Genomic DNA, 22,292 nt, shown 5'->3' with positions numbered 1-22,292 from the left:
AGCGTGGAAAAATCAGGGCGATCCGTCGCGCCCTGGCGCCAGCCGCAGCACCACCAGCAACGCGGCCGCCACCGCCACCAGCAGCAGCGTGGCCAGCGCATAGAGTTCCGGCGTCAGCCCCAGCCGCACGGCGGAGAAGATCACCATCGGCAGGGTCGAAGCGCCGGGGCCGGAGACGAAGCTCGCGATCACGAGGTCATCCAGCGAAAGGGTGAAGGCCAGCAGCCAGCCCGCCGCGACGCCGGGGGCGATCAGCGGCAGCGTGATCAGCGCAAAGACCTTCCAGGGCCGGGCGCCGAGATCCATCGCCGCTTCCTCCAGGCTGGCGTCGAAATCGGCGAGGCGCGACTGCACGACCACCGCGACATAGGCCGCGCCGAAGGTGGCGTGCGCGATCGCCACCGTGTCCGCCCCGCGCCCGGCGGGGAAGCCGAAAAGGGATTCGAGCCCGACGAAGAGCAGCAGCAGCGACAGCCCCGTGATCACCTCGGGCATCACCAGCGGCGCGGCCATCACCCCGCCGAACACGGCGCGGCCGCGAAACCGCGCGAAGCGGGCCAGCGCGAAGCCGGCCAGCGTGCCCAGGATCGTTGCCATGGTGGCCGAGATCGCGGCGATGCGCAGCGACAGGAACAGCGCCTGCATCAGCGCGTCATTGGCGAAGAGCGCGGCGTACCAGCGCCAGGAGAAGCCGGTGAACTCGGTCACCATGCGGCTGTCGTTGAAGGAGAAGACGACCATCAGCAGGATCGGCAGATAGAGGAAGGCGAAGCCGAGCCCGAGCGGCACGAGCAGCTTGAGGTGCCTCATGCGCGGCCTATTCTGGCCTGGAACAGCCCGATCGGCACGACCAGCGCCAGCAGCAGCACCACCGCCAGCGCCGAGGCCAGCGGCCAGTCGCGGTTCTGGAAGAACTCGGTCCAGAGCACGCGCCCGATCAACTGCGCGCCGGGCCCGCCCAGCAGTTCCGGGATCACGAACTCGCCCACCGCCGGGATGAAGACCAGCAGGAAGCCCGCGAGGATGCCCGGCAGGGACAGCGGCAGCGTCACGGCCAGGAAGGCGCGCCAGGGCCGCGCGCCGAGATCCGCCGCGGCCTCGAGCAGCGCGGGGTCGAGCCTGGTGAGCGTCGCGTAGATCGGCAGCACCATGAAGGGCAGGTAGCAATAGGTGATCCCGAGATAGAGCGCGAGGTCGGTGTAGAGCAGCGTCAGCGGCTCCGCGATGATGCCGCTCGCGAGCAGCACGCCGTTGATCCAGCCCTGGTCCTGCAACAGCCCGATCCAGGCGGTGACGCGCAGCAGGAAGCTGGTCCAGAAGGGCAGCACCACCAGCATCAGCAGCGTCGCGCGCCAGCGCGCGGGCGCACGCGCGATGGCAAGCGCCATCGGATAGCCGATCAGCAGGCAGAGCGTGGCCGAGACCGCGGCGACGCCGAGGCTGCGCAGATAGGCCTCGATGTAGAAGGGATCATCGAAGAGCAGCCGGAAATTCTCGAGGTTGAGCTGCAGATAGGGCGAGCCATCCTCGCGCCAGCGCAGCAGGGGCGCGTAGGGCGGCACGCCTTCCGCACTCTCCGTGAAGCCGATGGCCGCGACGATGGCGAAGGGCGCGGCGAAGAACAGCGCCATCCAGGCGACCGGCAGGGCCAGCACCAGCCAGCGCAGGCCGTTCATTCCGGCAGCACCACGCCGGCATCGGCATCCCAGCTCAGCGCCACCACATCCTCCCAATCCACCGGGCGCTCGGTGATGCGGCGCAGATTGGGCAGGCTGGCGCGCAGGGTGCGCCCGCCTTCCATCTCCACATGCACCATGAAGAAATCGCCGTAATAGGCGATGTCGCGCACGCGCCCGACCAGGCGGTTATCCGCATGTTGCGTCCCGGGATCGACGCGCGCGATGCGCAGCCGCTCGGGCCGCAGTGCGACGAAGACGCGGCTGCCCGGCGGCTTGGGCGCCGGCGTGGCGGTGACGATGTCGAAGGCATATTCGGCGGAGGCGATGCGCACGCCCTCGCCCTCCACGCGTTCGATCACGCCTTCGAGGATGTTGGCGGTGCCGAGGAACTCCGCGGTGAAGCGGCTGTTGGGGTATTCATAGACCTCGCCCGGCGTGCCGATCTGCGCGAGCGTGCCGCGATCCATCACCGCGAGGCGGGTTGCCATCGTCATCGCCTCCTCCTGGTCATGGGTGACGATGATGAAGGTGGTGCCGGTGCTCTCCTGGATGTTCACCAGCTCGAACTGCGTCGCCTCGCGCAGGTTCTTGTCGAGTGCGGAGAGCGGTTCGTCCAGCAGCAGCAGCTTGGGGCGTTTGGCCAGCGCGCGCGCCAGCGCCACGCGCGCCCTCTGCCCGCCGGAGAGCTGCGCGGGGCGGCGATCGCCGAAGCCCTCCAGGCGGGTGAGTGCCAGCATCTCCGCCACCCGCGCGGCGATGCCAGCCTTCGCCATGCCTTCCTGCTTCAGGCCGAAGGCGATGTTCTGGGCCACGCTCATATGCGGGAACAGCGCGTAGGACTGGAACATCATGTTCACCGGCCGCGCATAGGGCGCAACGCCGGCCATGTCCTGCCCGTCGAGGATGATGCGCCCCACATCGGGTTCGAGAAAACCCGCGAGGCAGCGCAGCAGCGTGGACTTGCCCGAGCCCGAGCCGCCGAGCAGCGCGAAGAGCTCGCCGCGGTAGATCGGCAGCGACACGTCATCGAGAGCGACGAAGCCGCCGAAGCGCTTGGTCACGCCCTCGATGCGCAGGAAGGGCACGGCATCGGGGTCGCGCCAGGGCGTGTTGTCGTGCCGCGACCGATTCAGACCTCCGCGCCCTTCGGCGCTGCGGTCATCGGGCGCGGGGCTCACCGCCCCGCCTTGAAGCGCGCCCACATGCGGTTGCGCGCGCGGTCGGCGGCCTGCGGCACGGGGCCGATGGTGAAGAACTGCGCGCGCGTCGCGGCATCGGGGAAGATGCTCGGGTCGTTCGCGATCTCGGGCGCGAGCAGCGCGCGGCTCGCCGGCACCGCATTCGGATAGCGCACATGCGTGGTGATCGCCGCCATCACGTCGGGCTGCAGCAGGAAGTTGATGAAGGCATGCGCGTTCTCGGGATTCGGCGCATCGGCCGGGATCGCCAGCACGTCGAACCAGAGTTGCGCGCCCTCCTTCGGTGCGATGTACTGCACGACCACGCCGCGCCCGGCCTCGCGCGCCCGCGCGCCGGCCTGGATCGCGTCGCCCGAATAGGTGAAGGCCAGGCAGGACTGGCCCGAGGCCAGCGTCTCGATCGTGCCGGCGGAGGAGAAGTTGCGGATGAAGGGGCGGATCGCCATCAGCGCGCGCTCGACCTCGCGCAGATCATCCGCGCTGGTGCTGTTGGGATCGCGGCCGAGATAGCGCAGCACGGTCGGGATCACGTCGCTCGCGCTGTCCATCATGGTGATGCCGCAGCGCGCGAGGCGCCGCGCATGTTGCGGGTCCATCAGCAGCGCGAGGCTGTCGAGCGGCGCATCGGGGGCAAGGGCGCGCACACGCTCGGCATTCACGCCCAGCCCCACCGTGCCCCAGAGATAGACCGCGCCATGGCGGTTGCCCGGATCCGAACTCGCCACCTGCTGTTGCACCTGCGGGTCGAGGTTGCGCAGATTGGGAATGGATGCCGCATCCAGCGGCCGCAGCGCATTGGCGCGGATCAGCCGTGACAGCGTGGGCTCGGCGGTGGGCACGATGATGTCGAAGCCCGAACGCCCGGCGGAAAGGCGCCCCTCCAGCGTCTCCAGGCTGTCATAGACATCGTAACGAACCCGGATTCCGGTCTCGCGCGTGAAGCGCTGGACCATGTAGGGGTCGATGTAGTCGTTCCAGTTGAACACGTTCACCAGGCGCTCAGGCGAAGCGGCCTGTCCCTGGGCCTGCCCTTGGGCCGGAAGCGGCACGGCCAGCATCGGCAGGGTGGCAAGGACAGCGCTCAGCAGCAGGCGACGCAGCATCGGATCGACCTTCGGCAAGGGGCGGGAAGCGCTGATCTTACCACGCCCGACGCCGAGCGCACGGGGATCGGCTTCGCCGCGCGACTAGGATTTTGTTCTTGACTTGTTCTTGCCCCCCGGGCTATCCAGCACGGGCCAAGGGGCGAGTTGCGCCCTCAGCCCTCCCCCCCATCCCGAGCATTCGACGCCCTCACCCGGGACGCGCCGCCGCGCGTCCTCAGCCCTGCCGCGCGACCGGAGCCCGACCATGCCCTTCATCGATGCCGCCCTCACGCCCCTGCTGACCGGCAGCGGCTTCACCCTTTGGCTGTACCGGACCGCCGATACCCGCGCGACCGCGCTGGGCGCGGGCTATTTCGCGCCCGCCGCGGCGCGGCTCGAAACCGGGGACCTCATCCTGCTCCAGGCCTCGGATGCGGTGGCGCTGCTGCCGGTACGTACGGGCGACATCGTCGCCGCCGGCGTGACGGTGGACACCTCCGCGGCCCCCTTCCGCGTCAACCGCACCGCCGCGCCGCGCTTCTCCGTGCGCCTCGCGGCGAGTGCCGCGGCGATCACGGTGGTGCTGGCACCGATCGCGGCCGGCATCGTCTCCAACGGCACCGTCGCAGCACAGGCGAATGTGGCCGGGCCGATCACCCAGGTCGTGTTCAGCCTGCGCGATGCCAGCGGCAATGCGGTGCGCGGGCCGACCACCGCCCCCGTCTCGGCTGGCGCGGCGAGCGTGACCTTCCCCGCCCCGCCGGTCGGTACCGGCTACCGGATGCGCGTCGAGGCCACGATCGACCCCGCAGCGGTGGATACCTCGCCCGCCTTCTCCGTCACCGCGCCCTTCGCCCTGCTGGCGCAGAACCGCGGCGCGCTGCTGCTCGAGACCAGCGGGCGCATCGTTCTCTGAACGCAGCGGCCACCCCTCCCCCGCCCCTATCCCCGACAGGACGCCCCATGGCCGATGCCCGCATTTCCGACCTGCCCGCCGCCAACGCTCTCGGCCTTGCCGACATCGCCCCGGTGGTTCAGGGCAGTGGCGCGACGGCGCAGACCCGCCGCGCCACCTTCGCGCAGATCACCGCCGGCGTGCATGCCGAGCGCATGTTCCATGTCCGCGACCATGGTGCCATCGGCAACGGCACGACCGATGATGCCGCCGCGATCCAGGCCACGATCGATGCGGCCTCGGCCGCCGGAGGGGGCATCGTGCGGCTCGGCCCGCGGCGCTACCGCGTGGCGGCGGCGGATCTCACGGTGCGCGAGAATGTCTGCCTCGAAGGCATGCTCTTCCCGGGCGGTCAGCGGACCAACGGCGATTACCGCGCCATTCCGGGCACCATCCTGCTCGACGGCGCGCGCACCATCCGCGTGTTGCGCGCGGGTACGCTGCGCCGGCTTGCGGTGATCCGCGACGGCATGGGCGCACCGCCCACCACGCTGCGTGCGGGCGTGAACCTGCGGGCCGCCCTGGCCGGCACCGCCATCACCATCGGCGACGGCGCGGGCGGGCATCACGACGCGCTGTGCGAGGACCTGCTGATCCTGGGCTTCGACCTCGCCATCCGCTCCGACAACAACCAGCGCCTCAACGTGCGGCGCGTGCGGGGGGACAATCGCAACGGCATCTGGCTGTCGCGCACCTACGACATCTCGCGCGTCCATGACGTGCATTTCTGGCCCTTCCTGACCGGCAACCTCGCCGGCGTATCGCTGGTCCAGAACGGCATTGCCGCGGTCGCCAACAACGGCGGCGGGCTCGTGCGGCTCACCAGCGCGGGGGCACATGGCCTCGTCACCGGCGACCTCGTGAACGTCACGGGCGTGAATGGCGTGCCGGGGGCGAATGGCCGCTTCACCGCGACCGTGATCGATGCGACGCGCATCGACCTCCAGGGCAGCGCCTTCACCGGCAGCTGGAGCGGCGGCGGCACGCTCACCATCTGGAACAACCGCCGCTCCGGCACCGCCTTCCGCATCGAGAGCAGCGATGTCGCCGAATTCGTGAACTGCTTCTGCTACGGCTACGACATCGGCTTCGACCTGGGCAATGGCAGCGCTTCGATCCAGTTGCACAATTGCAGCGTCGACGACCTGCTGAGCCTGCGTGACCCGCAGACGACCGGGGCCTGGATCCGCGGCACGGCCTTTCGCACGAAGTGGGTGGGCGGGTTCATCAGTTCCATGTCCACCGCCATCCGCGTCGATTCCAACGCCTCCAACCAGGGCGACAACCAGTTCGTGGGCGTGATGGTGGGCGGCGGCGGGATGGGGCGCACGGTCGAGGTGCTCGATGGCGGGCTGACCCTGGTGGCCTGCGACCTGCCGAACTCGGTCGTTCATCTGGCCTCGGCGGGCGACAGCCTCTCGGTCATCGCCTCGGATACGCGCAGCACCACCTTCACGGGCGAGACCTCGGGCGACGTGTCGCGCATCGTGCTGGTCGGCAATCGGCGCCAGGCCCTGGCCTCCTCCCCCGATGAGAGCCGCGCGGTGCTCCAGCGCCGCTCTTCCACCGAGGGCGGCGAACTCGACATCGAGAACCAGGACGCCACGATCACCTACGGGATCAGCATCGGCACCGGTCCGCTCGCCCCGCTCGAGATCGGCGGCGATCCGGTGGCGAATCCCGACGGCAAGGTGGTGCTGGGCGCAGCCTCGGGCATGACCCAGCCCATGGCGCTGACGCTGCGCCGCAGTTCCGCCAGCCCCGCAAATGGCCACACACTCGGCCAGCTGGAATTCAGCGGCGGCAACGCGGTGGGCGCGCAGACCGTCTACGCCCGTGCCGCCGGCATCGGCGAGACCACCACCGCCGGTGCGGAATCGGGCGCTTTCATCATCGAGACGCGCAGCGGCGGCACGCTGGCGGAACGTGTGCGCATTGGCCCGTCCGGCACCGTGACGCTGCAGGCGCCGCTCGTTCTGCCGGGCGATCCCAGCACCGCCGCCCAGGCCGCGAACAAGGGCTATGTGGACAGCCAGTTCACCGCCCGGCGGCTTGCGGTCGTCGCCACCTCGGGGGCGACCGCGCTGAGCCTCGCCGCGCACAATGCCCGGCTGGTCGCGGCCAATGCCGGCACCACGCTGTCCATCGATTGGGGCGCGACGGGTGATGGCTTCTCCTGCCTCATCATCAACCGCACGGGCGCGGACCTCGCGATCGGCATGACGGGCTTCACCGGCACCACGCCATCGAACCAGGACGGTCTGACGAAGATCCGCCCCGATGGCCTGGCCACGCTGCTCGCCTTCAGCCCCGACGGCGGCACCACGAAGCTGCTGCTGCTGGCCGGCGCCGCCGCGCCCTGACGACTTCCCCCCAAAGCCCGGAGAAACACCGCATGAGCGAATGGGTTCAGCATTTCTGGTATGGGCCGACGACCGCCGCCGAGGCCGCGCTGCGGGCCCTCGGCTGGCACGCGCCCGGCGAGGCACCCGGGGCGCTCGACCCGCGGATCGGCGGCCTCGTGCCGCCGCCCGGCGTGCCGCTCTTCGCCCTGGATGGCGATGCGATGGTGGCCGTCGTCGCCAGCGAGCCCCTGCCCGTGCCCCCGGGGCTGTCGGCCGACCGCCCGCAGCTCGGCGCAAGGTTGATCGGCTCCTTCTGAGGCCCGCCTCGCCCCCCGAAAATCCTCACACCGTCAAAAGGATTCAGCCATGACCGACCTGACCGATCACGCCAAGAACCTGCTCGCCCGCGCGCTGTGCGGGCGCGTGCCTGCCCTGCCGAGCGCGGTCTGGGCGGCACTCGGCACCGGCGGCGCCGATGCCACCGGGGTGACCGGCGAGCCCGCCGGCACCGGCTATGCCCGCCAGCGCGTGACCTTCACCGGCACCGGCGTGCAGCGCAATGTCGAGGCGCTGCGCTTCACCTTCACCACCGCCGCCGGCACCATGAGCCATCTCGGCCTGTTCGATGCCGCGACGGGGGGCAATCCGCTCAGCTGGGGCAGCCTCAACCAGGCCGTCACCGTCGGCGGGCCCGGCACGGTCACCATCGCGGTCGATGCGCTGACTGTCACGCCAGAGTGACACTTATGCCCTTCTGACCCTTGAACCCGACGCGGTGGGTCGGATACCCTTCCCCTGGGTAACTGGGGAGCTACTCACGTGAATCCTTTGGACGCCGCAAGGCGCCCGACACGGAACCTGTCGGGCGACTCCGAGGTTTGCGAGACCTGTGGTTCCCGCGTGACGGGCATCTGCCGCCCCTTGAGCGAGGCAGCGCTGGACGAGGTGGTGGGCGAGGCCGAGCAGATGGCGCTCGGCCCGCGTGCCATTCTGTTCCAGGAGGGCGAGAAGGCGGGCCATGTCTTCACCCTGGTGCAGGGGACCGCCAAGCTCACCCGCCTGCTGCCCGACGGGCGCGAACAGGTGCTGGGTTTCCGATTCGCCGGCGACATCATCGGCTACACCACCGCCGAGACCTATCCCTTCGCCGTACAGCTGCTGACCCCGGCGAAGCTGTGCCGGATCGAGCGGCCGAAGCTGGAGGCGCTGATGCGCCGCCTGCCGGCGCTGGAACGCCGGCTGCTCGATTTGTGCATCCAGGAACTGGCCGCCACGCAGGACCAGCTGGTCAGCGTCGGTCGCCGCCCGGCCGAGGCGCGCCTCGCCGCCTTCCTGTTGCAGCTCGGCGAGGCCGGCAAGCGCCGCCTGCAGGTCGGCACGCAGCTCGACATGCCGATGACGCGCGCCGACATCGCCGATTTCCTCGGCCTGACGCTGGAGACGGTGAGCCGCGGCTTCACCGCCTTCCGCCGCCGCGGCTGGGTGCGCGAGCCGGCGCATAATGTCGTGGAGATCCTGCAGCCCCAGGCGCTGCACGAGTTGATCGAGGGCGTGCCCTTCGACTGACGCTCAGGCGGTCGCCGCCAGGGCGCGGCCGCCGAACAGGCGATAGATCCGCTGCGGGCGCTCCACCCCGATCAGCCGGTGCACGATCAGGATCACCGTCCGCCCTGCCGTCGCCTCGCCCAGCGTCTCGAGGAAGGCGCGCTCGGTCTCGGGGTCGAGGCCCGAGGCCGGCTCATCCAGGATCAGCACCGGCGCCTCGGTCAGCAGCGCCCGCGCGAGCGCGAGCCGCCGCGCCTGGCCGCCCGAGAAGCGCGCCCCGGCCTCCCCGCAGCGCGTCGCCAGCCCCTCGGGCAGGGCGCGCACCACCTCCCCGATCCCGGCGCGATCCAGCGCCTGCCAGAGATCGGCCTCCGGCGCCTCGGGCCGGGCGAGGCGCAGATTGGCCTCGATGCTGTCATCGAAGAGCCGCGCATCCTGCGTCAGGCAGGCGATGCGGCTTCGCACCGAATCGGCGCTCAGCGTCGCGATGTCGACGCCGCCGAGAGTGATCCGCCCTTCCTGCGGCGCGGCCAGCTTCAACAGCAGCGAGGTCAGCGTCGATTTGCCGATGCCCGAGGGGCCAAGCAGGGCGATGCGGGCGCCCTCCGGCACCTCCAGCGTCAGGCCGTCGAAGACCGGCGCGCGATCCGCCGCCCAGCGGAAGCCCACCCCCTCCAGCCGCAACGCATGCCCGGTGGGCAGGGCAGCAGGCGCGCTCGGCTCGGCCACCGGCGCGGGCGCATCCGCGGCCTCGAACAGCCGGCGGGCACTGGCCGCCGCCGCCGCCAAAGACGCACCGGCGCGCGGCATGAGGCCCAGCGCCTCGGCCGCGGCGATGGCGAGGAACAGGCCGAGCACCCCGCCCGCCACGCCCAACTCCCCCATCGCGAGCCCGAAGCCCAGCGCGCCGAGCATGGCCGCCTGGGTCAGCACCGACCCGGCCGCCCCGCCCCAGGCGCTGCGCCGCGCCAGGCCGCGCTGCGCCGAATCGAGCGCCGCCCCCTCGGCCGCCATGCGCGCCAGGGCGCGGGGCTCGGCGCCGGCCGCCAGCGTGTCCTCGATGCCGGTCAGCGGATCGACCACCGCGGCACGCAGCGCCCCCTGCCCGGCCGCGACATGCGCCCCGGCCGCCGCCGCACCAGGCGCGAGCAGCGGCGGCAGCGCCAGGGCCAGCGCCAGCGGCAGCGCCACCAGCGCCGCCAGCAGGGGCGAGAGCGCGCCCAGCACCAGCGCGATCACCACCACCGCGCTCAGCGCCGCCACGCCGGGCACCAGCGCGCCGAGATAGACGCGGTCCAGCGCATCGATGTCGGAGACCAGCCGCCCGAGCAGGTCGCCCGCGCGGCGGAAGCCCATGCCGGCCGGCAGGCGCTCGGCGAGGCGGCGGAAGAACCAGACCCGCGTATCGGCGATGGCCCGAAAGGTCGCGGCATGGGTGACCAGCCGCTCGAAATAGCGCGCGACGGGGCGCAGCACGACGACCGGGCGCAGCCAGAGCAGCGCCACCCCGCCGCCGGCGAAGATCGTCGCCGCCGTCACCCCCTCCACCACCCCCTGCCCGGCCAGGCCCAGCAGCGCGAGGCCCGCGAGCGTGGCGGCGACGGACACCGCGATGCCGGCGAGCAGCCAATTCGTGCGGCTGCGCCACAGGCCCAGCACGCGCGCCATGTCGCGGATCATTCGCCCGCCATCCTCTGGCCCACGGCGCGCCCGGCCTCGATCTCGATCACGCGCCCGAGCACGCGCTGCGCGGCGCGGGAATGGGTCGCGATGATGGCTGTGCGCCCGGCGCAGAGCCGGCGCAGGCTGTCCAGCACCTCGGCCTCGGTGCCCGGATCCAGATGCGCGGTCGGTTCATCCAGCAGCACCAGCGGGCAGTCGCGCAGGAAGGCGCGGGCCACCGCCACGCGCTGCGCCTGCCCGCCCGAGAGGCCGAAGCCGCCCTCGCCCAGCAGCGTGTCCAGGCCCTGCGGCAGGTCCTTGGCGAAATCCATCACCCGCGCCGCCTCGGCCGCGGCCTCGACCTGCGCGGCGCTGGCCTCGGGCCGGGCGAGGGCGATGTTCTCGCGCAGCGTGGCGCGGAACAGATGCGCGCGCTGGCCGACATAGGCGGAGAGCCGGCGCAGCTCGGCGGGGGCGAGCGCCGTGGCGTCCTGCCCGTTCAGCGCGATCCGCCCCGAATCCGGCCGCCGGAAGCCCATCAGCAGCCGCAGCACGGAGGATTTCCCCGCCCCCGAGGGCCCGGCCAGCACAAGCGTCTCGCCCGGCATCACCCGGAAGGAGAGGCCATCCAGCGCCGGCGGGCGGGAGGGATCGTAGGTGAGGCGCACATCCTGGAAGGTGACCACCAGCTTGGGCGGCACTTCCTCGAGCAGCAGGCCGGGCGGGCCCTCCGGCTCGGCCAGCAGGGGGGCCAGTTCCGCCGCCGCGCCGCGTGCCGAGAGCCTCTCCTGATAGGCCTGGGAGAAGCTGCGCAGCGGCGTGAAGAAGGCGGGCACCAGCAAAAGGCAGAAGATCGCCCCGATCGGGTCCGGATGGGTCAGCCCCAGCACCGCGCCATGGCGGATGGCGAGGCAGGCGATGGCCGCGGCCGCCAGCGCCTCGAGCGAGGCGGAAGAGAGGAAGGCGACGCGCAGCACCCGCATGGTGCGCCCGCGCAACTCCTCGGCCGCGAGGCGCAGCGACTCGGCCTCGTCCTGCTGGCGGCGGAACAGCACCAGGGTGGGCAGGCCGCGCATGCGGTCGAGGAAACGGCCCGAAAGCTGGCCCAGGGCGGCGAATTGCCGGCGGCTGGCCTGGGCGGCGCCGATGCCCGTCACCGCCATCGCCACCGGCACGAGCAGCCCGGCGAGCAGCAGGATCAGCCCGCTGGTGACATCCACCGCGAAGGCCGCGCCCACCACCAGGGCCGGGCCGATCAGCGCCAGCGCCGCGGCCGGCACCCAGCGTGTGAGAAACCCTTCCAGCGCCTCGATGCGATCCACCACCAGCGCCGCGCGTTCGCCCACCGGGCGGCCATCCTCGGCGCCGATGGCGAGCAGGCGGGCGAAGACGGCGCGGCGCAGCCGGGCCTTCGCGGCCTCGCCGGTCGCGATCAGGGCGCGTTCCTGGGCGATGCCGAAGGCGGCGGAGAGCAGCGCGAGTGCGGCCGCCAGCGCCAATTCCCCCCAGCCCGCCGTGCCGAAGCCGAGCAGGCTGCCCAGCAGGCTCGCGATCAGCCAGGCCTGGGCGATGCCGATCGCCACCTGCGCCGCGCCGAGCGCCACGGGCAGCGCCAGATGCGCGCGCGCCGCCCCAGCCTCCTGGCGCAGCAAGGCGCCGGCGCCATCGGCCTTCCCCTTGGTCCCTCTCTCCATCCCGGAACCTTAGGGCAGCGCCGCGCGGCGGTCATCCCACCCCCGCCCGGCCGCGCCCGGCCCGGACTTGCGCACAAGCCGCCTTGGCCCGACATCGCGGGCAGGACGGAGACCTCGCGCATGCTGCCCACCCATGGACGCTACGACTATGCCGGCTGGCCCGGCCGCACCCCCTATGCCTGGCCGAACGGGGCGAAGCTCGCCGTCTATCTCGGGGTGAATCTCGAGCATTTCGCCTTCGGCGAGGGGCTGGGCGCGGAACTCGCCCCCGGCGGGCCGCAGCCCGACGTGCTGAACTATGCTTGGCGCGACTACGGCAACCGCGTCGGCGCCTGGCGCCTGCTGGAGTTGCTGGACGAGTTGCACTTCCCCGCGACGGTGCTGCTGAACAGCGCGCTCTACGCCTACGCCCCCGCCCTGGTCGCCGCGCATCGCGCCCGGGGTGACGAGATGGCCGGCCATGGCCGCACCAATTCCGAGCGCCAGTCCATCCTGCCCGAGGCCGAGGAGGCCAGGCTCATCGCCGAATCGGCCGCGGCCATCCGGCAGCAGGAGGGCGTGGCCCCGCGCGGCTGGCTCAGCCCCTGGATCGCCGAGAGCCGCACCACGCCGGACCTGCTGGTGGAGGCCGGCTATCGCTACACGCTGAACTGGTGCGCCGATGACGCCCCGGTCTGGATGCGCACCCGCGCCGGAAGGCTGCTCGCCGTGCCCTATCCGCAGGAGGTGAACGACATCCCCGCCGTGGTCGCCCGCAAGGATGGCGGGGATGCCTTCGCGGCCATGATCGTCGACGATTTCCACGAAAGGCTCCGCCAGCTGCGCGACGGGCTGCCGCAGGTGATGGGCATCGCGCTGCACCCCTACATCGTCGGCCAGCCGCACCGGCTGCGGCATCTGCGCCGCGCACTCAGCGAGATCGCGCAGCATCGCGACGCCATCTGGATCACCACCGCGGGCGGCGTCTTCGACCATGTCGCGGCGCTGCCCGAGGGGGTGGTGCCATGAAGCGCCTTGCCCTGCTCGGCCTGCTGCTGCTTGGCGCCTGCGCCACCCAGCCCGCGCCGGGCCTGCCGGCGACGGTGCCTGCCGTCGATCTCCCCCGCTATCTCGGCACCTGGTACGAGATCGCGCGCCTGCCGAACTCCTTCCAGGATGGCGCGGGGCGGGTCTGCGAGGGCACGACCGCGACCTATACGGCGCGGCCCGATGGCCAGATCGGCGTGACGAATCGCTGCCTGGGCCCGGCGGGCGAGCGCATCGCCACCGCCACCGCCTATGCGGTCGAGGGCAGCGGCAATGCCCGGCTGCGGGTGAGCTTCTTCTGGCCCTTCTACGGCGATTACTGGGTGATCGGGCTCGACCCCGACTACCGCTGGGCGGTGGTCGGCGCGCCGGGGCGGAACTTCCTGTGGATCCTCTCACGCACGCCGGTCCTGGCGCCGGCGGACCTCGCCGCCGCGACCGGGATCGCGCGCGCCCAGGGCTTCGACGTGGCGGGGCTGCGGCCGACGCGGCAGTAGCTATCCGAGTTCGAAGGTGGTGATGCCGAAGATCCGCGTCAGATCCAGCGCGGGCGCCGGGCCGGTGTACATGCGCGCCGTCTCGAAGACCGGCTTGAGGCCACAGGATTCCGCCAGCGCCACGCCGGCGCGGTGCGGTTCCGGCAGGTCGAGGAAGATCTCGCCCGCGCCCGAGGCCTGGACCAGCGCGGCGAGCAGCACCTGCGCATCCGCGGCGTTCTCCGCCACCAGCGGGCCGATCTTGTGGCCCTGCCGGGCGGGGCGGATCACGCCATAGCCCACCGCCTCGCCATCGCGCAGCAGCGCGAGGGCGACATGGCCCGGCGCGCCAAGCCAGCACTGCAGGAAGCCCGGTCGGGGGGCGGGAAAGACCATCGCGTCCAGCGCGCTCAGCCTTTCGAAGGGCACGGCGGAGGCCGGCACCAATCGCCCTTCTGGCGCAGGAAGCCCCTGCACCACGCCGCCGAAGCGGATGTTGTTCCAGGCGAGGTGGAAGCCCGATTTCCGGTAATTCGCCTGCTGCGCCACCACGCCATCCAGGCCGATCAGGCGCCCCTCAAGCCGCGCCATCGCCGCCTGCCAGACGGCGATGCCATGGCCCTGGCCGCGCGCTTCGGGACGGGCGATGTAGAAGCCGATGAAGCCGAACTGGCCGAGATAGCGCGTGGCCGCGATCACCGACTGAAGCTGGCCGTCCTGCTCCACCGCCAGGAACAGCCCGCGATCCTGGGCCAGGAAACAGGGCAGGTCCGACAGGCCGGGATTCCAGCCCTCGGCGGCGGCCCAATCGATGGCGGTCTGCGCCTGCTCGGCGGTGAGCGTGCGGATCAATGCATGATGTCCCCGCCATTGGGCGAGAGCGTCGCGCCCACGAAGAAATCCCCGCCGGGGGAGGAGGCCAGCAGCAGCGCCGCTGCCGCGATCTCCTCCGGCTCACCGATGCGCCCGATCGGCAGCTTCGCGCCGGTATTCGCCGCCCAGTCGGGGCCAAGCTGCGCGGTGAGCTCGCTGCGCACCGGGCCCGGCGCGATGGCGTTCACCAATATGCCCTTCGGCGCGCCCTCAAAAGCCAGCGCGCGGGTGAAGCCGATCAGCGCGGCCTTCGCCGTGCAATAGGGCACGATGTTCGGCGCGCCCTTGAACCCCAATTGCGAGGCGGTGGTGATGATGCGCCCGCGGCCGCGCGCCGCCATGCCCTCCCACACCGCCTGGGCGGCGAAGAAGCTCGCCTTCACATGCACGTCCAGCACGCGGTCGAACATCTCTTCCGTGATGGTGGCAATGGGGCCGCGCAGGTTGAGCCCGGCATTGTTCACCAGGATGTCGCAGGGGCCGAGTTCACTTTGCGCATCGGCGATGAAGCCGCGCAGCGCCGGCAGGTCCGCGACATCCAGCGCACGCGCGAAGGCGCGGCGGCCGAGGGCTTCGATGCCCGAAACCACCCCCGCCGCGCCCGCCTCATCGTTCAGGTGGCAGAAGGCGATGTCGGCGCCTTCGCGCGCGAAGAGCAGCGCGATGGCACGCCCGATGCCGCTGCTCGCGCCCGTGATGATCGCAACCTGGCCCTTCAGGGCCCCCTCGCGGGGCCGATTCAGCTCTCCGCGCCCTTCGGCGCTCCGACCATCGGACCCGTTCACGCCATCAGCCTCCGCATCGCCTGGGAAAACGCATCGCGGATCGCCATGGCGTGCACATGCCGCCCGGCCTCCACCATCACCCTGCCACCGACCGCGACACGGCGCACCACACTGCCCTGCCCGCTGAACACCCAGGCATCGAGCGCGGCATCGCCCATGCGGCCCAGCAGCAGCGGGTGCTCGCCATCCAGCTCGACGAAATCCGCCCGGCAGCCCACCGCCAAGGCGCCGAGCTTGCGCCCCGAGGCCTGCGCGCCGCCGGCCAGCGCGGCATCGAGCAGCGTGCGGCCGGGATGCGGGTTCTCCGCCCCCGTCGCCACGGCGCGCGCATGGTCGCGCAGCCGCTGCGTGGTCTCGAGCTGCCGCAGCTCGAAATTCGGCGCGGTGCCGACATGGCTGTCCGTGCCCACGCCGAATCGCCCACCCGCGGCGAGGTAGGCGGGCAGCGCGAAGATGCCGTCGCCGAGCGAGGCCTCGGTGGTCGGGCAGAGCCCCGCCACGGCGCCGCTGGCGGCCAGGCCCGTGATCTCGGCCGGGGTGAGGTGCGTGGCATGGATCAGCACCCAGCGCGCATCCACGGGCAGGTGCTCCAGGATCCACTCGACCGGCCGCTGCCCCGTGGCGGCGAGGCATTCCGCCACCTCCTTGGGCTGCTCGGCGGCATGGATGTGGATCGGCCCGTCGAAGCCCGCGATCTTGCGCAGCATCGCCGGCGTGCAGGCGCGCAGCGAATGCGGCGCCAGGCCCACCGCCATGCGCGGATCATCGCCGATCTCGCTGCGCACGCCCTCGACGATGCGGGAGAAGCCGTCGAGGTCGTTGAGGAAGCGGCGCTGGCCCTCATGCGGCGCCACGCCGAAGATCCCGCCATGGCGGTAGAGCGAGGGCAGCATCGTGAGCCCGATCCCCGTGGCCCGCGCCGCGGCGATGTGGCGCTTGGCCATCTCGGCTGGGTCCGCATAGGGCGTGCCGTCGGGCTGGTGGTGCAGATAGTGGAATTCGCAGACGGAGGTGAACCCGGCCTCCAGCAGCTCGACATAGAGCTGCGCGGCCACGGCCTGGGCATCTTCCGGCGTGAAGCGGCCGACGAAGCGGTACATCGTCTCCCGCCAGGTCCAGAAACTGTCCTGCCCGGCGGCACTTCGGCGCTCCGCCCCGCCGGCCATGGCGCGCTGGAAGGCGTGGGAGTGCAGATTCGGCACGCCCGGGATCACCGGGCCATCGAGGCGCCGTGCCGTCGGGCCGGGGGGGCTGTCGGGGGTGATGGCGATGATGTCGCCGGCCGCGTCCACGGCGATGCGGACCTGTCGTGCCCAGCCCTGCGGGAGCAAGGCGGCCTCGGCCCAGAATTCGGTGCCTGTTGTCATGCGGTGCCGCTTGCCCTCCGCCCCTGTCGCGGTGTGTTCTGGCAGGCATGACCCATCCCACGCGCCTCCGCAACGCCCCCGCCATCCGCAGCCCCCGCGGGCTCGAGATCTCCTGCCGCCATTGGACCACCGAGGCGGCGATGCGCATGCTGATGAACAACCTCGATGACGAGGTGGCCGAGAAGCCCGGCGAGCTGGTGGTCTATGGCGGCATTGGCCGCGCCGCGCGGGACTGGGACAGCTATGAGCGCATCGTCCACACGCTGAAGCGGCTCGAGGAAGACCAGACGCTGCTGGTGCAATCCGGCAAGCCGGTGGGCGTGTTCCGCACCCATGCCGATGCGCCGCGCGTGCTGCTGGCGAACTCCAACCTCGTGCCGCGCTGGGCGAATTGGGAGCATTTCGCCGAGCTCGATCGCAAGGGGCTGATGATGTACGGCCAGATGACGGCCGGCTCCTGGATCTATATCGGCACGCAGGGGATCGTGCAGGGCACCTACGAGACCTTCGTTGAGGCCGGGCGCCAGCATTATGCGGGCAACCTCGCGGGGCGCTGGATCCTCACCGGCGGGCTCGGCGGCATGGGTGGGGCGCAGCCGCTCGCGGGCGTCTTCGCGGGCGCCTGCGTGCTGGCGGTGGAATGCCAGCCCTCGCGCATCGAGAAGCGGCTCGAGACGCGCTACCTGGACGAGAAGGCCGAGGATCTCGACACCGCGCTCGCCATGATCCGCAAGGCCTGTGCGGAGAAGCGCGCGATCTCGGTCGGCCTGCTCGGCAATGCGGCCGAGATCTTCCCCGAACTCGTGAAGCGCGGCGTGGTGCCCGACATCGTCACCGACCAGACCAGCGCGCATGACCCGGTGAATGGCTACCTCCCCGCCGGCTGGACGCTCGGCGAGTGGGAATCCAGGCGCGAGAGCGACCCGGCGGCCGTCGCCGCCGCGGCCCGGCGCAGCATGGTCGCGCAGGTGCAGGCGATGCTGGATTTCCAGCGGATGGGTTCGGCCGTGCTCGACTACGGCAACAACATCCGCCAGGTGGCGAAGGAGGAAGGGCTCGCCAACGCCTTCGATTTCCCGGGCTTCGTGCCGGCCTATATCCGCCCGCTCTTCTGCCGCGGCATCGGCCCCTTCCGCTGGGCCGCGCTCAGCGGCAATCCCGAGGACATCGCCAGGACGGATGCGAAGGTGCGCGAGCTCATCCCGGATGATCCGCACCTTCATCAGTGGCTCGACATGGCGAAGCAGCGCATCGCCTTCCAGGGGCTGCCGGCGCGCATCTGCTGGGTCGGGCTCGGCCAGCGGCACCGGCTCGGCCTCGCCTTCAACGAGATGGTGGCGCGCGGTGAGATCGGGCCCGTGGTGATCGGGCGCGACCATCTGGATTCCGGCTCGGTTGCCTCACCCAATCGGGAGACGGAGGCGATGCGCGATGGCTCGGATGCCGTCTCCGACTGGCCCCTGCTCAACGCGCTGCTGAACACGGCGAGCGGGGCGACCTGGGTCTCCCTGCATCATGGCGGCGGCGTGGGCATGGGCTTCAGCCAGCACAGCGGCATGGTGATCGTGGCCGATGGCACGCCGGATGCGGCGCGGCGTCTCGCCCGCGTGCTGTGGAACGACCCGGCGACGGGTGTGATGCGCCACGCCGATGCGGGCTACGACATCGCGCTGGAATGCGCGCGCGACCAGGGGCTCGACCTGCCGGGGATCCTGAAATGATCACGCCCGGCCAGGCCACGCTGCACCAGCTGCGCGCCATCATGGCGGGCGCGCCGGTCGCGCTCGAACCCGGCTGGCGCGCGGTCGCCTCGGCGAGCGTGGCGGCGCTGGAGGCGCGCATCGCCACGGGCGCGGCGCTCTACGGCGTGAACACGGGCTTCGGCAAGCTCGCCTCCACGCGCATCGATGCCGCGCGGCTCGGGCAATTGCAGGTGAACCTGATCCGCAGCCACGCGGCCGGCACGGGGCCCTTCCTGCCGCCGCCGGTGGTGCGCCTCATCCTGGCGCTGAAGGCGATGTCGCTGGCGCGCGGGGCTTCGGCCGTGCGGCCCGAGGTGATCGAGGCGCTGCTCGCGCTGCTCAACCATGACGTGCTGCCGGCGATCCCGGCCAAGGGCTCGGTCGGCGCCTCGGGCGATCTCGCGCCGCTGGCGCACATGTCCCTCGTGCTGATCGGCGAGGGCGAGGCCTTCCACGGGGACAGCGTGCTGGATGGCACGCAGGCGCTCGCCATGGCCGGCATCGCGCCGCAGGCGCTCGGGCCGAAAGAGGGGCTGGCCCTGCTCAACGGCACGCAGGTCAGCACCGCGCTCGCTTTGGCGGGGCTCTTCGCGGCGCAGGATCTGCTGCGCACCGCGCTGCTCACCGGCGCGATGAGCGTGGATGCGGCGCGGGGTTCCGACACGCCCTTCGATGCGCGCATCCATGCGCTGCGCGGCCAGCCCGGCCAGATCCGCGCCGCCGCCACGCTGCGCGCGCTGATGGCGGGCAGCGCCATCCGCGACAGCCACCGCGAGGGCGATACGCGCGTGCAGGATCCCTATTCGCTGCGCTGCCAGCCGCAGGTGGCCGGCGCCTGCCTCGACCTGCTCGAAAACGCCGCGGCGATGCTGCTGCGCGAAGCCAATGCGGTGACCGACAACCCCATCGTGACGGCGGAGGGCGAAGTGCTCTCGGGCGGCAATTTCCACGCCGAGCCGGTCGCCTTCGCCGCCGATACGGTGGCCCTCGCCTTGGCCGAGATCGGCGCGATCAGCGAGCGGCGCATCGCGCTGCTGACCGACCCTGCGCTGAATTCCGGCCTGCCGGCCTTCCTGGTGTCGGAATCGGGCATCAATTCCGGCTTCATGATCGCCCATGTCACGGCGGCCGCGCTGGTGGCGGAGAATCGCGCGCTCGCCACGCCGCGCAGCGTGGATTCCCTGCCGACGAGCGCGAACCAGGAAGACCATGTCAGCATGGCCACGGGGGCCGGGCTGCGCCTCGCTGAGATGGCGGACAACCTCGCCAGCATCCTCGCCATCGAGGCGCTGGCCGCCGCGCAGGGCATCGAATTCCATCGCCCGCTGACTTCCTCGCCCGCCATCGAGAGCGCCATCGCGCTGGTGCGCGGCGTGGCCGCCTTCTGGGACCGCGACCGCGCCATGGCGCCCGACATCGCCGCGGTGAAGCGGCTGGTGGAGCAGGGTCGCTTCGCGAACCTTGTCGAACTCGCCTCATGAGTTTTGATCGCGTCTGGACCGACGCCAACCTCTGCACCATGGCGGATGACGGACTCGGCATCATCGAGGATGGCGCCATCGGCGTGACCAATGGCGTCATCGCCTGGGTCGGCAAGCGCGCCGATCTGCCCGCCGGGGCGCGCGAGACCACGCGCTGCGACGGGGCCTGGATCCTGCCCGGGCTGATCGATTGCCACACGCATCTTGTCTATGGCGGGAACCGCGCGCGGGAATTCGAGATGCGCCTCGACGGCGCGAGCTACGAGGCCATCGCCAAAGCTGGTGGCGGCATTCTCTCCACCGTGCAGGCCACGCGCGCCGCCACCGAGGAGGAGCTGGTGGCGAGCGCGCTGCCGCGGCTCGACCTCTTGCTGGCCGAGGGCGTCACTACCGTCGAGGTGAAGTCCGGCTACGGGCTCGACCGCGAAACCGAATCCCGCATGTTGCGCGCGGCGCGCCGGCTCGGCGCACAGCGTTCGGTGCGCGTGGTGACGAGCTGCCTCGCCGCCCATGCCACCCCACCCGAATTCGCGGGTCGTCGCGCGGAGTTCGCGGCGCATGTCGCCCGGCACATCATCCCGGCCATCGCCGCCGAGGGCCTCGCCGATGCGGTGGATGCCTTCACCGACAGCGCCATCGCCTTCACGCCCGAGGAGACCGCGCAGGTCTTCGACGCCGCGCTTCGTGCGGGGCTCCCGGTCAAGCTCCACGCCGACCAGCTGCGCGACGATGCGGGGGCGGCGCTGGCCGCGCGCTACCGCGCCCTGTCCGCCGACCATATCGAATACGCGAACGCGCAGGGCATCGCCGCCATGGCGCAGGCCGGCACGGTCGGCGTGCTGCTGCCGGGCGCCTACTACTTCATCCGCGAAACCCACCTGCCCGACATCGCGGCGATGCGCGCTTCGGGGGTGAAGATCGCCCTCGCCACCGACCACAATCCGGGCTCGGCGCCGCTGCTCTCCCTGCTGCTCACGCTCAACATGGGCTGCACCCTGTTCCGCCTGACGGTGGCCGAGGCGCTGCGCGGCGTCACGGTGCACGCCGCCGCGGCGCTGGGCCTGCGCGATCGCGGCGTGCTCGCCCCCGGGATGCGCGCGGATCTCGCCCTCTACGCCGTGAGCCGCCCGGCCGAGCTGTGCTACTGGATCGGGCGCAACCCCTGCCTCGGGCGGCATGTCGCATGACGCTGGCGGAGATGCAGGCCCGGGTGCGGGAGGGCGTGCCCCTGGCCGCCGCCTGGGGGGTGGAGGTGCTGGAAGCACAGGGCGGTCGCGCGCTGCTGCGCCTGCCCGCCGATGCGGGCCTGCTGCGCCCGGGCGGCACCGTCTCCGGCCCCGCGCTGATGGGCCTTGCGGATGTGGCGATGTGGGCGGCGCTGCTCAGCCTCACCGAGGGGCGCGATGAGAGCCTGACGGCGAGTCTCTCCATCACCTTCCTCCGGCCGCCCCCGCCGGGCGCGGTGCTGGCCGAGGCGCGGGTGATCAAGCGTGGTCGGACTCTGTCCTATGGCGAAATATTTTTGCGCGCCGAGGGTGCCGAGCAGCCTTGTGCGCATGTCACAACGAGTTGGGCCCGCAGCGCCATCCCGGGCCCTTGAAAAGCAGGCCAATTCTTCACATCCTCCTTATATAAGCAAAATAAGGAGGAAGCGATGCGTGCCGAAGACCTGATGACCCGCAACCCGGTCCATCTGCCGCCCGACACGCCGATCGAGGTGGTCGCGCGGGCGCTGGCGGAGCGTGGGATCAGCGGCGCCCCCGTGGTGGATGCCGCCGGCACCTTGCTCGGCGTGGTCACCGAGAGCGACCTGCTGCGTCGCCTCGCCGCGCCGGCGGATGCGCCGCGCTCCTGGATCGCGGGGCTGTTCGAGACCGCCGCCCAGCAGGCGGCGCGCTTCGCCCGCACGCATGGCCAGACCGCGGGCGATGTGATGACGCGCACCCTGTTCACCGCCCGGCCCGACACGCCCATCGCCGAGCTCGCCCATGCGATGGAGGACCGCAACATCCGCCGCGTGCCGGTGGTGGATGAGGCCGGCAGGCTGGTGGGCATCGTCAGCCGCGCGGACCTGATCCGCGCCCTGATGCAGCCCACCGAGGAGCAGATGGCGGATGCGCCGGATGAGCGGATCCGCCGCGCCGTGCTGCTCGCCATGCGCGACCAGCCCTGGATCGACGCCTTCTTCATCTTCCCCGACGTGAAGGATGGCGTGGTTCTGTTCCACGGCTATTGCCGGAACGAGGAGGTGAAGCGCGCCCTGGCCGTGCTCGCCCGCGCCATCCCCGGCGTGAAGGATGTGCAGGTGATGGTCGAGCGCGCGCCCCTGCCCGTCCTCACCGGGTGATGGCAAGGGGCGGGGCGGACGTGGCAGGCTG

Annotated in this window: 21 protein-coding genes; 12 read left to right on the top strand and 9 right to left on the bottom strand. The window is 71.6% G+C overall.

Features of this window, described 5'->3' with window-relative positions; all coding sequences use genetic code 11:
• Window positions 1–12 precede the first annotated feature (12 nt).
• Genes AC2D9U_RS12375 through AC2D9U_RS12360 form a run of 4 tightly spaced genes read right to left on the bottom strand, consistent with a single transcriptional unit; the run spans window position 13 to window position 3,981 of the window.
• Window positions 13–810 carry an ABC transporter permease subunit gene (locus AC2D9U_RS12375; protein ID WP_484749352.1) on the bottom strand — a complete coding sequence of 266 codons (798 nt, stop codon included), beginning with the start codon at window positions 808–810 and terminating at the stop codon, window positions 13–15.
• A complete protein-coding gene (locus AC2D9U_RS12370; RefSeq protein WP_484749351.1) occupies window positions 807–1,676 on the bottom strand; it encodes an ABC transporter permease subunit in 870 nt (289 codons plus the stop codon). The genes AC2D9U_RS12375 and AC2D9U_RS12370 overlap by 4 nt, the downstream gene beginning before the upstream one ends.
• Entirely contained in the window at window positions 1,673–2,857 is a 1,185-nt protein-coding gene (locus AC2D9U_RS12365; RefSeq protein WP_484749350.1) for an ABC transporter ATP-binding protein, read from the bottom strand. Before AC2D9U_RS12365 ends, AC2D9U_RS12370 begins: the two co-directional genes overlap by 4 nt.
• Entirely contained in the window at window positions 2,854–3,981 is a 1,128-nt protein-coding gene (locus AC2D9U_RS12360; RefSeq protein ID WP_484749349.1) for a polyamine ABC transporter substrate-binding protein, read from the bottom strand. The genes AC2D9U_RS12365 and AC2D9U_RS12360 overlap by 4 nt, the downstream gene beginning before the upstream one ends.
• A gap of 247 nt (window positions 3,982–4,228) precedes the next feature.
• Between AC2D9U_RS12360 and AC2D9U_RS12355 the strand changes: the two genes are divergently transcribed.
• From AC2D9U_RS12355 to AC2D9U_RS12335, 5 genes are all read left to right on the top strand, one after another.
• Window positions 4,229–4,879 carry a hypothetical protein gene (locus AC2D9U_RS12355; RefSeq protein WP_484749347.1) on the top strand — a complete coding sequence of 217 codons (651 nt, stop codon included), beginning with the start codon at window positions 4,229–4,231 and terminating at the stop codon, window positions 4,877–4,879.
• 47 nt (window positions 4,880–4,926) lie between these two features.
• Entirely contained in the window at window positions 4,927–7,281 is a 2,355-nt protein-coding gene (locus tag AC2D9U_RS12350) for a hypothetical protein (protein WP_484749345.1), read from the top strand.
• Window positions 7,282–7,313: 32 nt separating this feature from the next.
• On the top strand, window positions 7,314–7,580 hold the full coding sequence (locus tag AC2D9U_RS12345) for a hypothetical protein (protein WP_484749344.1): 267 nt from the start codon (window positions 7,314–7,316) through the stop codon (window positions 7,578–7,580).
• Between the two features lie 49 nt (window positions 7,581–7,629).
• Window positions 7,630–8,004, top strand: a complete 375-nt coding sequence (locus tag AC2D9U_RS12340; protein WP_484749342.1) for a phage tail fiber protein — start codon at window positions 7,630–7,632, stop codon at window positions 8,002–8,004.
• 180 nt (window positions 8,005–8,184) lie between these two features.
• Window positions 8,185–8,829: a Crp/Fnr family transcriptional regulator gene (locus AC2D9U_RS12335; RefSeq protein WP_484749340.1), complete on the top strand. Its 645-nt coding sequence runs from the start codon at window positions 8,185–8,187 to the stop codon at window positions 8,827–8,829.
• A 3-nt stretch (window positions 8,830–8,832) separates the two neighbouring features.
• Here AC2D9U_RS12335 and cydC read toward each other — a convergent pair whose 3' ends face one another.
• Window positions 8,833–10,488, bottom strand: a complete 1,656-nt coding sequence (cydC, locus tag AC2D9U_RS12330; protein WP_484749339.1) for a thiol reductant ABC exporter subunit CydC — start codon at window positions 10,486–10,488, stop codon at window positions 8,833–8,835.
• On the bottom strand, window positions 10,485–12,164 hold the full coding sequence (gene cydD, locus AC2D9U_RS12325) for a thiol reductant ABC exporter subunit CydD (RefSeq protein WP_484749337.1): 1,680 nt from the start codon (window positions 12,162–12,164) through the stop codon (window positions 10,485–10,487). Before cydD ends, cydC begins: the two co-directional genes overlap by 4 nt.
• Before the next feature lie 120 nt (window positions 12,165–12,284).
• Here cydD and AC2D9U_RS12320 point away from each other — a divergent pair, with 120 nt between their 5' ends.
• Together AC2D9U_RS12320 and AC2D9U_RS12315 are read left to right on the top strand one after the other, a co-directional pair.
• On the top strand, window positions 12,285–13,172 hold the full coding sequence (locus tag AC2D9U_RS12320; RefSeq protein WP_484749335.1) for a polysaccharide deacetylase family protein: 888 nt from the start codon (window positions 12,285–12,287) through the stop codon (window positions 13,170–13,172).
• Window positions 13,169–13,687, top strand: a complete 519-nt coding sequence (locus AC2D9U_RS12315; protein ID WP_484749333.1) for a lipocalin family protein — start codon at window positions 13,169–13,171, stop codon at window positions 13,685–13,687. The genes AC2D9U_RS12320 and AC2D9U_RS12315 overlap by 4 nt, the downstream gene beginning before the upstream one ends.
• On the opposite strand, the gene AC2D9U_RS12310 is transcribed toward AC2D9U_RS12315, so the two are convergent.
• From AC2D9U_RS12310 to AC2D9U_RS12300, 3 genes are read right to left on the bottom strand one after another with little or no spacing between them, the layout of a single operon-like run.
• A complete protein-coding gene (locus tag AC2D9U_RS12310) occupies window positions 13,688–14,518 on the bottom strand; it encodes a GNAT family N-acetyltransferase (RefSeq protein ID WP_484749331.1) in 831 nt (276 codons plus the stop codon). It lies immediately after the preceding gene.
• Window positions 14,515–15,324: an SDR family NAD(P)-dependent oxidoreductase gene (locus AC2D9U_RS12305; RefSeq protein ID WP_484749329.1), complete on the bottom strand. Its 810-nt coding sequence runs from the start codon at window positions 15,322–15,324 to the stop codon at window positions 14,515–14,517. The genes AC2D9U_RS12310 and AC2D9U_RS12305 overlap by 4 nt, the downstream gene beginning before the upstream one ends.
• On the bottom strand, window positions 15,321–16,691 hold the full coding sequence (locus AC2D9U_RS12300; protein WP_484749328.1) for a formimidoylglutamate deiminase: 1,371 nt from the start codon (window positions 16,689–16,691) through the stop codon (window positions 15,321–15,323). The genes AC2D9U_RS12305 and AC2D9U_RS12300 overlap by 4 nt, the downstream gene beginning before the upstream one ends.
• A gap of 47 nt (window positions 16,692–16,738) precedes the next feature.
• Here AC2D9U_RS12300 and hutU point away from each other — a divergent pair, with 47 nt between their 5' ends.
• The 5 genes from hutU to AC2D9U_RS12275 are packed head-to-tail and all read left to right on the top strand — an operon-like array spanning window position 16,739 to window position 22,261.
• Entirely contained in the window at window positions 16,739–18,412 is a 1,674-nt protein-coding gene (gene hutU / locus AC2D9U_RS12295; protein WP_484749326.1) for a urocanate hydratase, read from the top strand.
• Window positions 18,409–19,914: a histidine ammonia-lyase gene (hutH, locus tag AC2D9U_RS12290; protein ID WP_484749324.1), complete on the top strand. Its 1,506-nt coding sequence runs from the start codon at window positions 18,409–18,411 to the stop codon at window positions 19,912–19,914. The genes hutU and hutH overlap by 4 nt, the downstream gene beginning before the upstream one ends.
• Window positions 19,911–21,101: an imidazolonepropionase gene (gene hutI / locus AC2D9U_RS12285; RefSeq protein WP_484749322.1), complete on the top strand. Its 1,191-nt coding sequence runs from the start codon at window positions 19,911–19,913 to the stop codon at window positions 21,099–21,101. Before hutH ends, hutI begins: the two co-directional genes overlap by 4 nt.
• Window positions 21,098–21,514, top strand: coding sequence for a PaaI family thioesterase (locus tag AC2D9U_RS12280; protein ID WP_484749321.1), 417 nt, complete (start codon window positions 21,098–21,100; stop codon window positions 21,512–21,514). The genes hutI and AC2D9U_RS12280 overlap by 4 nt, the downstream gene beginning before the upstream one ends.
• A gap of 54 nt (window positions 21,515–21,568) precedes the next feature.
• On the top strand, window positions 21,569–22,261 hold the full coding sequence (locus AC2D9U_RS12275) for a CBS domain-containing protein (RefSeq protein ID WP_484749319.1): 693 nt from the start codon (window positions 21,569–21,571) through the stop codon (window positions 22,259–22,261).
• Window positions 22,262–22,292: the final 31 nt, after the last annotated feature.

It is taken from the genome of Roseomonas sp. TF40, assembly GCF_057219975.1.
Note: the sequence above shows the minus strand (reverse complement) of the source record. Positions and strands in the feature narration are given on the sequence as shown.

Bases quoted from the DNA above. Each gene is read 5' to 3' on its own strand.
- hutH (WP_484749324.1), top strand. From the start codon at position 18,409: ATGATCACGCCCGGCCAGGCCACGCTGCACCAGCTGCGCGCCATCATG.
- AC2D9U_RS12375 (WP_484749352.1), bottom strand. From the start codon at position 810: ATGAGGCACCTCAAGCTGCTCGTGCCGCTCGGGCTCGGCTTCGCCTTC.
- cydD (WP_484749337.1), bottom strand. From the start codon at position 12,164: ATGGAGAGAGGGACCAAGGGGAAGGCCGATGGCGCCGGCGCCTTGCTG.
- hutU (WP_484749326.1), top strand. From the start codon at position 16,739: ATGACCCATCCCACGCGCCTCCGCAACGCCCCCGCCATCCGCAGCCCC.
- AC2D9U_RS12275 (WP_484749319.1), top strand. From the start codon at position 21,569: ATGCGTGCCGAAGACCTGATGACCCGCAACCCGGTCCATCTGCCGCCC.
- AC2D9U_RS12370 (WP_484749351.1), bottom strand. From the start codon at position 1,676: ATGAACGGCCTGCGCTGGCTGGTGCTGGCCCTGCCGGTCGCCTGGATG.
- AC2D9U_RS12300 (WP_484749328.1), bottom strand. From the start codon at position 16,691: ATGACAACAGGCACCGAATTCTGGGCCGAGGCCGCCTTGCTCCCGCAG.
- AC2D9U_RS12280 (WP_484749321.1), top strand. From the start codon at position 21,098: ATGACGCTGGCGGAGATGCAGGCCCGGGTGCGGGAGGGCGTGCCCCTG.
- AC2D9U_RS12320 (WP_484749335.1), top strand. From the start codon at position 12,285: ATGCTGCCCACCCATGGACGCTACGACTATGCCGGCTGGCCCGGCCGC.
- AC2D9U_RS12340 (WP_484749342.1), top strand. From the start codon at position 7,630: ATGACCGACCTGACCGATCACGCCAAGAACCTGCTCGCCCGCGCGCTG.
- AC2D9U_RS12360 (WP_484749349.1), bottom strand. From the start codon at position 3,981: ATGCTGCGTCGCCTGCTGCTGAGCGCTGTCCTTGCCACCCTGCCGATG.
- AC2D9U_RS12355 (WP_484749347.1), top strand. From the start codon at position 4,229: ATGCCCTTCATCGATGCCGCCCTCACGCCCCTGCTGACCGGCAGCGGC.
- AC2D9U_RS12350 (WP_484749345.1), top strand. From the start codon at position 4,927: ATGGCCGATGCCCGCATTTCCGACCTGCCCGCCGCCAACGCTCTCGGC.
- cydC (WP_484749339.1), bottom strand. From the start codon at position 10,488: ATGATCCGCGACATGGCGCGCGTGCTGGGCCTGTGGCGCAGCCGCACG.
- AC2D9U_RS12345 (WP_484749344.1), top strand. From the start codon at position 7,314: ATGAGCGAATGGGTTCAGCATTTCTGGTATGGGCCGACGACCGCCGCC.
- hutI (WP_484749322.1), top strand. From the start codon at position 19,911: ATGAGTTTTGATCGCGTCTGGACCGACGCCAACCTCTGCACCATGGCG.
- AC2D9U_RS12315 (WP_484749333.1), top strand. From the start codon at position 13,169: ATGAAGCGCCTTGCCCTGCTCGGCCTGCTGCTGCTTGGCGCCTGCGCC.